A 13,717-nucleotide genomic window follows, 5' to 3' on the forward strand; every position below is an offset into this window, starting at 1 on the left:
GTCAATCGGGCAGATGATCCAACGGCAGCGGTCCGGGCGCCTTCACCGCCTGGATCGCAAAGTTGCTGCGGATATCACGTACACCGGGCAGGCGCAGCAGTTGACCATTGAGGAAGCGTTCATAAGCCCGCAGGTCGGGCACCACCACTTGCAGCAGGAAGTCCGACTCGCCGGACACCAGGAATGCCGAGATCACCTGGGGCAAGGCCATGACCGCCAGGCGAAAGGCCTCGGCTTCGGCCTCGTGGTGCCGCTCGACCTTGACCCCGACGAACACCGTCAGACCCAGCCCGACTTCATCGCGGTCCAGGTTCACCTGGTAGCCACGAATCACCCCCGCCTCCTCGAGCATGCGAACCCGACGCAGGCACGGTGACGCCGAGAGACCGATCTGTGCGGCCAGCTCGACATTGCTCAGGCGTCCGTCCTGCTGCAAAGCCGCGAGGATTTTACGGTCGTAGGCATCGAGTTTTATTTTTGGCATATCCGACTATCCGCTTCGACTGTATTGGCAGAAAGTACCAAGTCTAAGCCTTTCACGGGTTGAATACGCAAGCACCTGCCCTGGCCTTCCGGCATAGAATTTTCTCCGGTTATCCCCTCTTGGAGAAACAGCACGATGCTCCTCTACCTGTTCGCACTGGCGATGGTTTATCTGCTTCCCGGCCCCGACATGATCCTCCTGCTGCAAACCGGCGCCCGCCATGGCCGCAGCCAGGCCCTGACCACCGCCCTCGGCCTGGGCATCGCCCGCGCCTGCCATGTGGCGCTGGCGGCCCTGGGCCTCGCGGCGCTGTTCAAGGCAGCACCGTGGACCTTCGATATCGTACGCCTGGCAGGTGCCGCCTATCTGTTGTGGATCGGCCTGCGCATGCTGCGGCCCGGGTCGCTGGCGTTGCTGAACGCGGATCACCAGGGTACCCAACAAACCTTGAGCTGGCGCGGCGCCCTGCAACAAGGACTGCTCACCAATCTGCTGAACCCCAAGGCGTTGCTGTTCTGTTCGGTGCTGCTACCGCAATTTATCGACGCTCATGCCGGCCCGGTGGCCGCGCAGTTCCTCGGACTCGGCGTAACCCTGGTGGCGGTCGGGCTGCTATTCGATAGCTGTTACGCCCTGGCCGGTGCCTGGATCGGCCAATGGCTGGACAAGAGCCCACGGGCGCAACGCCTGCAGCAATGGCTGTTCGGCGGCCTGTTGATCGGTTTTGCCGTCCGATTGGCGTTTATCCAGCAAGCCTGAGGCCGTTGTGCAAAAGAAACGCCGTTAGCAGGTGAGCCGACGGCGTTTTTCTTATACATTTTGCCTCCTACTCCCACGGACAAGTGTTCCAACCATGACCAGCACGCTCGATCGTCTTATCGCCGGCACGCCAATTCTCTACGCGGGTAACCGGGTTTCCCCGGTGCCGCCGGAATTGGCCGAGCGTTTCCAGCCGGGCGATCATCTGCTGGTGGACCAGGCCAGCGGCGAACTGCTGCTGATTCCCCATGCCGTGCAACAGATCGCGACCCAGGCCATCGACACTGCACAAACTGCGTTCACCGCACTGGCCCAAGTCTCGGACGAGGCCATCAGCCAGTTCTTCGACCTGTTTGCCCAGCATCTGGAAGCACCGGCTTCCTGGGCATTGATCGAGGCCGCGAACCAGGCCGATATCGCCCAGGCCAAGGCCCGTGGGCGCTCCACCACCCGTCTGCTGGCAAGCGAGGCCATGCGTCGCGACATGATTGCCGGGCTACGGGCCTGGCGTGATGCGCCGCTGATTCGCGGTCGGGTCCGTGAGTCCGTGGAACATGAAGGTTGGAAGGTTGAGCAAGTCGTCGCGCCCCTGGGCGTGGTGGCATTTGTCTTTGAAGGTCGGCCGAATGTGTTTGCCGATGCTGCCGGCGTTCTGCGTACGGGTAATACCGCCGTGCTGCGGATCGGCAGCGATGCCCTCGGCACGGCCCAGGCAATTGTTCGCCATGCACTCAATCCAGCGCTGCACGAAGCCGGTTTACCGGCGGGTGCGGTGTCCCTGGTGGAAAGCAGCGATCGGGCAGCAGGCTGGGCGATGTTCGCCGACCGCCGCCTGTCCCTGGCGGTGGCCCGGGGTTCGGGCCATGCCGTAAAGCAGCTTGGCGGAATCGCCCAGCAGGCCGGCACTGTGGTCAGTCTGCACGGCACCGGCGGCGCCTGGCTGGTGGCCCATCAGGACGCGGACGCCAAGCGCTTTGCCGAAGTGGTGCGCAACTCCCTGGATCGCAAGGTCTGCAACACGCTTAATGTCTGTGTGATTCATCGCCAGCGCGCAGCCGAACTGGTGCCGTTGTTCCTTGAGGCGCTGAAGGCTGCCGGCGAAGCACGCGGCCAGCGCTGCAAGCTGCATATCGTCAGCGGCGATGAAAGCGTGCTGCCGGCCGAGTGGTTGCACGCGCGGGTGCAGGTCCAGCGTGCCGAAGGGTATGAGGAAGAAGCACAAACCGAGTCGTTGCCCGAAGACCAGCTGGGCCGCGAATGGGAGTGGGAAGAGACGCCGGAAGTCAGCCTGAAAATCGTCGACGACCTGGATCAGGCGGTTGCCCTGTTCAATCGCTACAGCCCGCAGTTCACCGTATCGCTGATCAGCGCCGACCGTGGCGCCCACGATTACTTCTACAACAGCATCAACGCCCCCTTTGTCGGCGATGGCTTCACTCGCTGGGTCGATGGCCAGTACGCGCTGAACAAGCCGGAACTGGGGCTTTCGAACTGGGAGAACGGGCGCTTGTTTGCCCGTGGGGCGATCCTCTCCGGGGATGGAGTGTTTACCTTGCGCAGTCGGATGAGCCAGATCGATACCAGCCTGCGACGCTGAAAGCCGTTACAGATCCAACACCAGCGGTTCCGTGCTTTGCGCCGGAATCGCGCAACAAATCAGCACCTGCCCCTCGCCCGGCAACTCCGCGGGCGGCTGTGGATAATGTACCTGCCCGCTGATCACGCGCGTGCTACAGGTTCCACAGGACCCGCCCCGGCAACTGAACTCCGGCTGCAAGCCACGGCTTTCCGCCAAGACCAGCAGGCTCTCACCTTCCGGTCGCCAACGCGCCTCCTTGCCCGAACGATAGAACACCACCGGCACCGACTGCGTAGCCGCCGGCGGCTGCTCGATTTGCGCTACCCCCGGATCCTGGCGACGGCGCAATGTCGACGGGCCAAAAGTCTCCGCATGAATACGCTCATCGCGGATATCCATATCCCGCAGTTGATCGTACAGCCCCTGGGTAAAACCACCCGGGCCGCACAGGACAAAATCCACTGAATCATAGTCGTCGACCATCAGCACGGCCTTCAACACCTCGACATCCAGTCGGCCTTGCAGATGATAATCCTCACCCGGCACTGCCTCAGGCTCCGGTTGACTCAGCAGGCGCACCACCTGAACCGTATCGCCCGCACGTTCCATCAGTTTATCCAGCTCGGCCCGAAACGGCAGCTCCGCCAACGACCGGGCACTGTGGAACAAAACCGTGGGCCGCATCCGCCGGGTACGCTTGCCCTGATACACCACCTCCCGCAACATCGATAGCAGGGGTGTAATCCCTACCCCCGCCGCCAGTAATACCAGCGGACGCTGCTCATGGGTCGCCACAGTGAAATGGCCCTGCGGCGCGCGCGCCTCAAGAACATCACCGACCTTGAGCTGGTCATGCACATGGGACGACACCCGCCCGTCGCGTTTGACGCTGATTCGGCAGAACGCATCCGAAGGAGCGCCCGACAGACTGTAGGTACGAATCTGCGTCTGCCCGCCCAGATCGAAACGCAGCGGCAGATGCTGCCCGGCCTGAAACACCGGCAACCCCGCCCCGTCCGTCGGTTCCAGGTACAACGAACGAATGTTGCTGCTTTCCTCGACAACCCGGCTGATCCGCAAAGGCCGCCAAGCGTTGCCCAGTGCTTCGGCTTGCAAGCGCGCAGCCGCCTGATCCCAATTGCCGGTCATCAGGCTGTTGGGTGAAAAGCCCTCGAACTTCCAGCGCAAGGTCGAAGCCGCCGGACGCCGCACACAATGTTCCACGTGGAACGTCCACAAACGCTCGGCGCCCTGAAAGGCTTTCACCAGCGGCCCGTCGAGGATAACTTCGGTGCGCCCACTGAGCTGCAGCAGGTCACCCGTATTGAAATCGATAAACAACAGGCCCGCATGGGGATTGATCAGCAGATTGCCCAGGGTGTTGAAGTGCAGGTTACCGGCGAAGTCCGGGATGGTCAGGCAGTCGCCCTCGACCCGGACAAAGCCGCTTTGCCCGCCGCGATGGGAGACATCCACGGAGCGAGCGCCGTCGATATCCACATAACTGGCGACAAAGAACGTATCGGCGGCATGGATCATTGCCACGGCCTCGGCGTCCAGGCCTTGCGAGCGATGAACCACTTGCGTGGCCGGGTCCGGCGCGGGCACTCGTTCGAACTGACGCAACTGGATGTACTGCGGACAGTTGCCGAAGGCATGTTCCACAGACACGCTCAGGTTTTTTCCAGTCAGCGCCGCCACACGCCCATTGATACGGTTGCGTCGCCGGGTATGCAGCTCCATTCCCAGCAAGCCGATGGCCGCGCCGGCTCGCAGGGCTGAATAGGTCGGGTCCGCAACCTGTGGAAAACTCGCCACCTGCAACAACTTGGGATCGGGAGAAAAGGCAAAGCCCGGCTCGCCCTCAAACAGGCTCGCCCAGGGATTGCCCTGATCGTCGACGGTGCCGAACAGCAGGAACGGCAACTGGCGATAAAAGTCACGATGCTGGTCCGGCATGTAGTCACGGATCACCCTCGGACCGAGTTCAGCCATCCGTTCGGCGACACCGACCTGGGTCTGCATCTGCAGTTCACCGACGTGCCAGGGTGATGCGCTGGATGTGTTCATCGCGACTCTCCACGGGAAACCCTCTCGGCCGAAGTGGCCGGGAGGTTTCATCGATCTCAGGCGGTCTGCAATCCGGCGACGGCACGCGGCATCGGCACAAAGCCCGGCAAGGCTTCGATCCGCGCCAACCAGGCCCGTACATTGGGGTAGTCCGCCAGCGAGACATTGCCTTCCGGCGCATGGGCGATATAGCTGTAGCCGGCGACATCGGCGATGGTCGGTGTGTCACCCACCAGATAGGACGACTGGTTCAGTTCATGCTCGACGACCTTGAGCAAGGCATGGGAACGACTGATCGCGTCCTCGGCGTCAAAGGGTGCACCGAAGACCGTGATCAACCTGGCCCGGGCCGGACCGAAGGCAATCGGCCCCGCCGCTACCGACAGCCAGCGTTGCACATGGGCGGCGCCAACCGGGTCGGTAGGCAACCAGCGGCCTTGCCCATACTTGAGCGCCAGGTACACCAGAATCGCTGCGGAGTCAGCGAGGACCAGGCCTTGATCATCAATGACCGGCACCTGGCCGAAGGCATTCAGGGCCAGGTATTCCGGGGTCTTATGGGCACCGCTGGGCAGGTCCACATGAATCAGTTCCACCGGCAGGCCGAGCAGGGACAACATCAGTTCGGCGCGATGGGCGTGGCCGGAGCGGGAAAAGTTGTAGAGCTTGATGGGGGTCTGGGACATGGCGGGACTCCACGGGGGCAGAAGCGCAACCCGGGATGGTTCGCGCTGATGGAGTGATCTTGCTCCTTCAGCGAAAACAACAGAATCACCAGAAACGGCAATCCATTCTTTCAAAAAATGAAATACCGATCAGCCTTTCAGGTTCGGGTGTTCGCGTAGGGCCGCGACCACGAAATCGACAAAACTGCGCACCCGTACGGAAACCGTGCGGCCTCCTTGATACACCACATGGATTGGCAGCGGCGGAAACTCGAAATCTTCCAGCACAATTTCCAGATCACCGGCCGCCAGCTTGTCGGCGACTTGATAAGACAGCACCCGAGTCAGGCCAAGGCCCAGGCAGGCCGCGTGGATCGCCGCCCGATTCGCCGTCAGTGCCAATCGTGGTTCCAGGCGAATGCTCAAGGGTTTGTCGCCCTCGAGGAATTGCCAACTCCTGACCTGCGAAGCCGAGGCGGCCATGACGATCTGCGCCTGACGTAACTCGTCCGGATGTTGGGGACGACCCTGTTTATCCAGATAGGCCGGTGAAGCGCAGACCACCCGGCGGACCTGCCCTACCCTGATGGCGTGGTAACCGCTGTCGGGCAACTCGCCAATCCGCACCGCGACATCGATCCCATCCTCGACCATGGGGACCACGCGGTCCAGCAGCAGCGCGTTGATATCCACCGCCGGATACTGCTCCAGATAACGCACCATCACCGGCGTGACATACAACTCGCCGAACAGCACCGGGGCGGTCATGGTCAGTTGGCCGCTGGGGCGGGCGTGACTGTCGGCGGCCGAGGCCTCGGCTTCCTCCATGGCGGCGAGGATGCGTCGGCAGTCTTCCAGATAACGCTGCCCGGGTTCGGTCAGGTGCACGTTGCGCGTGGTACGCACGAGCAACTGGGCGCCGATGCGTTTTTCCAGCGCCGCCACCGCCCGGGTAACGCTCGGTGCCGAGAGGCTCAGACGCCGCGCCGCCGCCGCGAAGCCTTGCTCCTGGGCGACGGCAATAAACACCTGCATTTCCTGGAATCTGTCCATGGGTTGGCTACTCGCTACTCCGGAGGATCGCGCTGACTATGCAGGCAGCTCGGATAGGAATGCCAACAGCGCATCGTTCACAAATGTCGGGTTTTCGATGCTGGAGATATGCCCGGCCTCCGGTATCCCGATGTACTGGCAACCGATCAACTCGGCCATCTCCCGAGCCTCGCTCGGTGGCCGTGGCTTGTCCTGCTCGCCGCACATCACCAGGGTGCGACTGGCATCCAGCGTCGCCAGCTCGGCCAGACGATCTTCGCGTCCGAAGATCAGCCGTCCCAATGGGACGATGCTGTCGCGCAGGCGCTCGCTCGAATAGGTCGTCAGGGACGCGCGAAACGCCTGATAGTACGGCAGCTGCGGGTCGACACCTGCCTTGAAGAAAATCGGCGTGATTGCATCGAGTAAAGGCGGCGGAATACTGCCGGCGTCCTCGATCATCTTCAGCATCGAGAAATAATATTGCTGGGTCGGTGCAGGTTCTTCGCCAGCATAGGTATCCATCAACACCAGGCCACGGACGCGCTCGGGTGCTGCCAGGGCCAGGCGCGCGCCCCACATGCCGCCGACCGACAGGCCGACCAGGGTGAAACGCTGAACTTCCAAGTGATCCAGCAAGGCCAGCACCTGATTCGCCAGATCGTCGAGGCTACGAGTGTTCTCCGGCAGCTGTCCGGACTGCCCATGGCCCCAGAGTTCGGGCACGATCACTCGGTAGTGTTGCGAGAGTGCCGCGATCTGCGGTGCCCACATGCCGCTGTCCCACAGGTAGCTGGAGCCCAGCACCACCACCTCGCCCGCGCCCTGGTCGAGGAAGTGCAGCGGTTGTCCATCGATCGTCACAAACGGCATTGAATTATCCTTCGCTAATGGATGAAACAACGAGTGCCCAGGCCCCCTGCACTCGGAATCAAGAGATCGGACAGCGTTGCCTGCACGCGTTCAAATGTCCAGAGGTATGGGCGCTCATTCATATGAGGCATAGGTTTTATGCCCGTGACCGGCGTTCCCGGTTTAAATCATGGAGCAGACACTTGGGCCCTCACCACGAGGCGAGTGGCCACCCTGGGCCCTCCCTCAGTTCTACCTTCCTGAGGGCATTACCATGAACAAGCTTCAAGGCAAGATTGCAGTTATCACCGGTGGCAGCAGCGGCATCGGTCTTGCGACCGCCCAGCGTTTCGTTGAAGAAGGTGCTTATGTCTTTATCACCGGCCGGCGCCAAGCCGAATTGGACAAGGCCGTCGCATTGATCGGTCGCAACGTGACAGCCGTGCAGGGCGACGTCTCCAGCTCCGAAGATTTAAACCGACTCTACGAGGTCGTTGAACGCGAGAAAGGCTGCATTGACGTGCTCGTCGCCAACTCGGGCATCGTGGACCCCACCTACCTCAATGACGTCAGCGTCGAACACTATGACGGGACGTTCGATATCAACGTCAAGGGCCTGTTGTTCACCGTACAAAAAGCACTTCCCTTGATACGTGATGGCGGCTCGATCATCCTGACCGCTTCAATCGCCGCCACCAAAGGCATTCCCGGCTACGGCACCTACAGCGCGACCAAAGCGGCCGTCCGCTCGTTCGCACGGACCTGGACACTGGAGCTGCAAGACCGTGGCATTCGGGTCAACAGCCTGAGCCCGGGCCCGGTTGATACGCCGATCATGGAAAGCCAGGCGTCCACCCAGGAGCAGGTCGATCAGTTGAAAGCATCGTTCGCCAAAGCCGTTCCGCTGGGGCGCCTTGGCCGCCCGGAAGAAATTGCTTCAGCCGCGCTGTTCCTGGCCTCGGACGACAGCAGTTTCGTTGCGGGCATTGACCTGTGCGTCGACGGTGGCATGGCTCAAGTCTGAGACCGGCATCGCCCTGGATCAGATGACTGCCACTGAGGTGACGTTTCCCATCAACTGTTCTACATAGGCCACAAACGCACGGGCCTTGGCACTTGCCATGCGCCCGGTCGGGAAGATGGCCCAAAGGTCCATTTCGGGAAGCTCCCAGTCCTGAAGAACGGGCACGACCTCTCCGCTGGCCAGCTCAGGGGCGAACATCCACTCAGAGGAGAGTGTCAGGCCGTAGCCTGACAATACCGTTGTCCGAATACCCTCGGCAGCGGTGACTCGTACACGGCCGTTGAGGGTGACTGACTCCTCGGTCGTGCCTTTTTTGAATAACCACGATGCCCCCCTCCGCCCAGGGTATAGATCACCGCTTCATGGTCCGCCAAATCCGCGGGCGACTCGGGCACACCGCGTCGTTTGAAATAACCGGGCGTAGCCATTACCAACCGTCGGCATCGGGCAATCCTTCTGGCCGTCAAACTCGAATCGCTGAGGTTGCCCATGCGCAAGGCGATATCGATCCCCTCTTCAACAAGGTTCACCGATCGATCGTCAAGCAGCACGTCAACGTCAAGCAGAGGGTGCATCTCCAGGAATCCCCCCAAATGGGGAAGAATATGCAATCTGGAAAAGGTCACTGTCGTGGAAATGCGTAATGTCCCGGTCAATCCGGCACCCGCCCCGCGCGCGGCGAATTCGGCTTCATTGGCCTCCTCGATGACCCTCTTCGCCCGTTCAAAAAAGAGCGTGCCGGCCTCGGTCGGAGATAACCCTCGCGTCGAACGGGTCAGCAAGCGAACCCCCAGGTGCTCTTCAAGCTGCGCGATGCTTTTTGAAACAGCAGGCTGTCCGACGTTCAGACGTCTGCCTGCCGCGGAAAAGGACCCTGTCTCCACGACGTAGACGAAGGTTTCCATCGCAGCCAACCGATCCATCTTATTCTTCCCCGGAATGATTCACGTCACTTCGAGCAGTCTGCAGGTATTGCCTGGGAGCGTGCAAAATTTTTCTGTCGGCCGTCAGACCTCGGAAGAAAGGCCGCGCACTTCAACGAGAACGACACAGTGATAAATCGCGGGGAAAAAAAAGCCGCCTTGATCGGCGGCTTTATACAGAACAGCCAAACCCGCAGCCTTACTCCACCGTCACCGACTTCGCCAGGTTACGCGGCTGGTCGACGTCCGTGCCCTTGAGCACCGCCACGTAGTACGACAGCAGTTGCAGCGGGATGGTGTAGAGGATCGGCGCCAGGGTGTCGTGGATATGCGGCATCGTGATGACGTGGGTGCCTTCACCATTGACCATCCCGGCGTGTTCGTCGGCGAAGACGATCAGTTGACCACCGCGGGCGCGCACTTCCTGCAGGTTGGATTTGAGCTTCTCCAACAATTCGTTGTTCGGCGCCACGGTCACGATCGGCATGTCGTTGTCCACCAGGGCCAACGGCCCGTGCTTCAGCTCACCCGCCGGATAGGCTTCGGCGTGGATATAGGAGATTTCCTTGAGCTTGAGCGAGCCTTCCATTGCCACCGGGTACTGTGCGCCACGGCCGAGAAACAGGGTGTGGTGCTTGTCGGCGAACAGCTCGGCGATTTTCTCGACCTTGGTGTCCATGGCCAGGGTCTCGCCCAGGCGAGTCGGCAGGCGACGCAGCTCTTCCACCAGTTCCGCTTCGACAGCCGGTGCCAAGGTGCCACGGACCTGGCCCAGGGCCATGGTCAGCAGCAGCAGGCTCACCAGTTGGGTGGTGAAGGCCTTGGTCGAAGCCACGCCGATTTCACGACCGGCCTGGGTCAACAGGGTCAGGTCCGATTCGCGCACCAGCGAGCTGATGCTGACGTTGCAGATCGCCAGGCTGCCGAGGAAGCCCAGCTCCTTGGCATTGCGCAAGGCCGCCAGGGTGTCGGCGGTTTCGCCGGACTGGGAGATGGAGACGAACAAGGTGTCCGGCTGCACCACCACCTTGCGGTAGCGGAACTCGCTGGCAACTTCGACCTGGCACGGGATACCCGCCAGACCTTCGAGCCAGTACCGCGCAACCATGCCGGCGTGATAGCTGGTGCCGCAGGCGACGATCTGCACATTGCGCACTTTGGCGAACAACTCCGCCGCCTGGGGGCCGAACGCCTGTACCAAGACCTGGTTCGGACCGAGACGGTTTTCCAGGGTGCGCTGGACCACGGTCGGTTGCTCGTGGATTTCCTTGAGCATGAAGTGGCGGAACGCGCCCTTCTCGGCCGCTTCCGCGCCATCGCGGTACTGCACGGCTTCGCGCTCGACCTGACGGCCGTCGATGTCCCAGATCTGCACGCTGTCGCGATGGATCTCGGCGATATCGCCCTCTTCCAGGTACATGAAGCGGTCAGTGACCTGACGCAGTGCCAGTTGGTCGGAAGCGAGGAAGTTTTCCCCCAGGCCCAGGCCGATCACCAATGGGCTACCACTGCGGGCGGCCAGCAGGCGATCCGGTTGCTGTGCGTTGATCACCGCCAGGCCATAGGCGCCATGCAGTTCCTTGACCGTGGCTTTCAAGGCCTTGGTCAGGTCGCCGAGGTCCTTGAACTTGTGGTTCAGCAGGTGGGCGATGACTTCGGTGTCGGTTTCCGAGGTAAAGACGTAACCCAGGCCCTTGAGCTGTTCACGCAGGGCTTCGTGGTTCTCGATGATGCCGTTGTGCACCACGGCAATATCGGAGCCGGAGAAATGCGGGTGGGCATTGTGTTCGCACGGCGCGCCATGGGTCGCCCAGCGGGTGTGGGCGATGCCCAGGCGACCAGGCATGGGAGCGCCGGCCAAGGCTTGCTCCAACTCGCTGACCTTACCGGTGCGACGGGTGCGCTCCAGCGTGCCGTTATGGCTGAAAACGGCGACACCGGCGCTGTCGTAGCCGCGGTATTCCAGACGCTTCAGGCCTTCGACCAGGATGGCCGTGATATTACGTTCAGCAACTGCACCGACAATTCCACACATGCTCTATTTCTCCTGACTGGCAACCGCGCAAATGACAGTGATGCCACGGGCCTGAATCTGTTCGCGTACCTCTTTGGGCAAACGATCATCGGTAATAAGGGTATGGATACTGCTCCAGGGCAGCTCCAGATTGGGTATTTTGCGGCCGATCTTGTCGGACTCGACCATCACCACCACTTCCCGGGCGACTTCCGCCATCACCCGGCTCAACCCCAGCAGTTCATGGAAGGTGGTGGTGCCACGCTCCAGATCGATGCCGTCGGCGCCGATGAACAGTTGGTCGAAGTCGTAGGAGCGCAGGACGCGCTCGGCGACCTGGCCCTGGAAAGACTCGGAATGCGGGTCCCAGGTGCCGCCAGTCATCAGCAGCACCGGCTCGTGTTCCAGTTCACTGAGAGCACGGGCGACATGCAGGGAGTTGGTCATCACCACCAGGCCAGGTTGCTGGCCCAGCTGCGGGAGCATCGCGGCGGTGGTGCTGCCGCTGTCGATGATGATACGCGCGTGCTCACGGATACGTCCCACGGCAGTGCGGGCAATCGCCTGCTTATAGCGGGAAATTGCCTGGGCCGGGTCGCTGAATAGTTCGTGGGGAATGGTGATCGCACCGCCGTAGCGGCGCATCAACAGGCCGTGGCTCTCCAGGGCCGCAAGGTCCTTGCGAATCGTCACCTCGGAGGTTTCGAAGCGCCTGGCCAATTCATCCACACTGACTTCGCCCTGATCATTGAGCATGGCCAAGATATTGTGGCGACGTTGTGGGGTGTTGCGTTTCGATATAGTCACTTAAGTTTCGATTCGAAAGATAACGGGGACAATAAGACCTTCGAATCGAAACTTAGTCAAGTGAAATGATCATTGCCTGTGGGTAAATCAACTTGCGCCGGCGCTGTGGATAACTCAGGGCTTGTTGATCTTCACCGGACGCTTCCAGCCATCGATATTGCGCTGGCGGGAACGGGCCACGCCCAACTGCCCTTCACCGACATTCTGGTTGATAGTCGAGCCCGCCGCCGTGCTCGCGCCGGAAGAGATATCCACAGGTGCCACCAGCGAGTTGTTGGATCCGATGAAGACATCCTCGCCCAACACTGTCTTGTGCTTGTTCGCGCCATCATAGTTACAGGTGATGGTGCCGGCGCCGATATTGGTCCGCGCACCGACTTCGGCATCCCCGAGGTAGGTCAGGTGCCCGCACTTGGCGTCTTCACCCAGGTGCGCATTCTTCAGTTCGACAAAGTTACCCACATGGGCCCGGGCGTCGAGCACGCTCCCCGGACGCAGGCGCGCGAACGGACCGGCATCGCTGCCCTCGCCCATGATCGCACCGTCGATATGGCTGTTGGCCTTGATGGTCACGCCCTTGCGCAGGGTGCTGTTCCTGATCACGCAGTTCGGGCCGATAACCACATCGTCCTCGATCACCACCCGCCCTTCGAGAATCACATTGATATCGATCAGCACATCACGCCCGACCGTCACCTCGCCGCGCACATCGAAGCGCGACGGATCGCGCAGGGTCACGCCCTGGGCCATCAGCCGCCGTCCCGCGCGCAGCTGGTAGTTACGTTCCAACTCGGCCAACTGCTGGCGGTCGTTGGCGCCCTGCACTTCCATCGCATTCTGGGGTTGCTCGGTGGCGACCACCAGGCCATCACCCACCGCCATGGCAATCACGTCGGTCAGGTAGTACTCGCCCTGGGCATTGTTGTTCGACAGGCGGCTCATCCACTCACCCAGACGCTTGGCCGGCACGGCGAGAATCCCGGTGTTGCCTTCGGTGATGGCCAGTTCCTCCGCGCTGGCGTCCTTCTGCTCGACGATGGCGGCGACCTTGCCGGCGGCATCGCGCACGATCCGGCCATAACCGGTCGGGTTGTCCAGCTCGACCGTCAAGAGCCCAAGCTGCTCGGGGCCGGCCTGTTCCAACAGACGGCGCAAGGTCTCGACTTCGATCAAGGGCACGTCGCCGTAGAGGATCAGCACAGTGTCGGCGCTGATAAACGGCACCGCCTGGGCCACGGCATGGCCGGTGCCGAGCTGCCGGTCCTGGAGGACAAAATTCAGGTCATCGGCGGCCAGGCGCTCGCGCACCAGGTCGGCGCCATGGCCGATCACCACATGGATACGCTGTGGATCAAGTTGTCGGGCGCTGTGGATAACATGTCCCAACATCGAATTGCCCGCGACCGGGTGCAGCACTTTAGGCAGCGAAGAACGCATACGGGTGCCCTGACCCGCGGCGAGGATAACGATTTCGAGAGACATGACTGGCTACCAATCCTGGGTGGTCA

General features: G+C 61.6%; 11 protein-coding genes and 1 pseudogene. 3 read left to right on the top strand and 9 right to left on the bottom strand.

Annotated features, from left to right (window positions below; genetic code table 11):
* Position 1: 1 nt before the first annotated feature.
* The gene (locus M5C56_RS07480) at positions 2–475 is read right to left on the bottom strand and encodes an Lrp/AsnC family transcriptional regulator (protein ID WP_100940052.1); all 474 of its coding nucleotides are present in this window, start codon (positions 473–475) and stop codon (positions 2–4) included.
* Between the two features lie 144 nt (positions 476–619).
* On the opposite strand from M5C56_RS07480, the gene M5C56_RS07485 reads away from it, so the two are divergent.
* Together M5C56_RS07485 and M5C56_RS07490 are read left to right on the top strand one after the other, a co-directional pair.
* Complete coding sequence (locus M5C56_RS07485) at positions 620–1,243, top strand: LysE family translocator (protein ID WP_103497150.1); 624 nt, start codon at positions 620–622, stop codon at positions 1,241–1,243.
* Positions 1,244–1,337: 94 nt separating this feature from the next.
* Positions 1,338–2,840 (top strand): aldehyde dehydrogenase family protein, encoded by a 1,503-nt coding sequence (locus tag M5C56_RS07490; RefSeq protein WP_103497151.1) that lies wholly within the window; start codon positions 1,338–1,340, stop codon positions 2,838–2,840.
* Between the two features lie 6 nt (positions 2,841–2,846).
* Here the strand turns inward: M5C56_RS07490 and M5C56_RS07495 are convergent, their stop codons facing one another.
* The 4 genes from M5C56_RS07495 to M5C56_RS07510 all read right to left on the bottom strand — a co-directional run bounded on the left by M5C56_RS07495 (position 2,847) and on the right by M5C56_RS07510 (position 7,462).
* Complete coding sequence (locus tag M5C56_RS07495) at positions 2,847–4,892, bottom strand: pyridoxamine 5'-phosphate oxidase family protein (RefSeq protein WP_103497152.1); 2,046 nt, start codon at positions 4,890–4,892, stop codon at positions 2,847–2,849.
* Positions 4,893–4,948: 56 nt separating this feature from the next.
* A complete protein-coding gene (locus M5C56_RS07500; protein WP_103497153.1) occupies positions 4,949–5,578 on the bottom strand; it encodes a glutathione S-transferase in 630 nt (209 codons plus the stop codon).
* Between the two features lie 129 nt (positions 5,579–5,707).
* Positions 5,708–6,610 (bottom strand): LysR family transcriptional regulator, encoded by a 903-nt coding sequence (locus tag M5C56_RS07505; RefSeq protein ID WP_103497154.1) that lies wholly within the window; start codon positions 6,608–6,610, stop codon positions 5,708–5,710.
* A gap of 36 nt (positions 6,611–6,646) precedes the next feature.
* Positions 6,647–7,462: an alpha/beta fold hydrolase gene (locus tag M5C56_RS07510; RefSeq protein WP_103497155.1), complete on the bottom strand. Its 816-nt coding sequence runs from the start codon at positions 7,460–7,462 to the stop codon at positions 6,647–6,649.
* 253 nt (positions 7,463–7,715) lie between these two features.
* On the opposite strand from M5C56_RS07510, the gene M5C56_RS07515 reads away from it, so the two are divergent.
* Positions 7,716–8,465, top strand: a complete 750-nt coding sequence (locus tag M5C56_RS07515) for a glucose 1-dehydrogenase (RefSeq protein ID WP_103497156.1) — start codon at positions 7,716–7,718, stop codon at positions 8,463–8,465.
* 18 nt (positions 8,466–8,483) lie between these two features.
* On the opposite strand, the pseudogene M5C56_RS07520 reads toward M5C56_RS07515, so the two are convergent.
* The 4 genes and pseudogenes from M5C56_RS07520 to glmU all read right to left on the bottom strand — a co-directional run bounded on the left by M5C56_RS07520 (position 8,484) and on the right by glmU (position 13,691).
* Positions 8,484–9,388, bottom strand: a pseudogene (locus tag M5C56_RS07520) (LysR family transcriptional regulator).
* A gap of 199 nt (positions 9,389–9,587) precedes the next feature.
* Positions 9,588–11,423 carry a glutamine--fructose-6-phosphate transaminase (isomerizing) gene (glmS, locus tag M5C56_RS07525; protein ID WP_103497157.1) on the bottom strand — a complete coding sequence of 612 codons (1,836 nt, stop codon included), beginning with the start codon at positions 11,421–11,423 and terminating at the stop codon, positions 9,588–9,590.
* 3 nt (positions 11,424–11,426) lie between these two features.
* On the bottom strand, positions 11,427–12,203 hold the full coding sequence (locus M5C56_RS07530) for a DeoR family transcriptional regulator (protein WP_103497205.1): 777 nt from the start codon (positions 12,201–12,203) through the stop codon (positions 11,427–11,429).
* 120 nt (positions 12,204–12,323) lie between these two features.
* The gene (gene glmU, locus M5C56_RS07535) at positions 12,324–13,691 is read right to left on the bottom strand and encodes a bifunctional UDP-N-acetylglucosamine diphosphorylase/glucosamine-1-phosphate N-acetyltransferase GlmU (protein ID WP_103497158.1); all 1,368 of its coding nucleotides are present in this window, start codon (positions 13,689–13,691) and stop codon (positions 12,324–12,326) included.
* Positions 13,692–13,717: the final 26 nt, after the last annotated feature.

This window comes from Pseudomonas sp. MWU13-2862 (assembly GCF_023242495.1).
Taxonomy (GTDB): Bacteria; Pseudomonadota; Gammaproteobacteria; order Pseudomonadales; family Pseudomonadaceae; genus Aquipseudomonas; species Aquipseudomonas gingeri_D.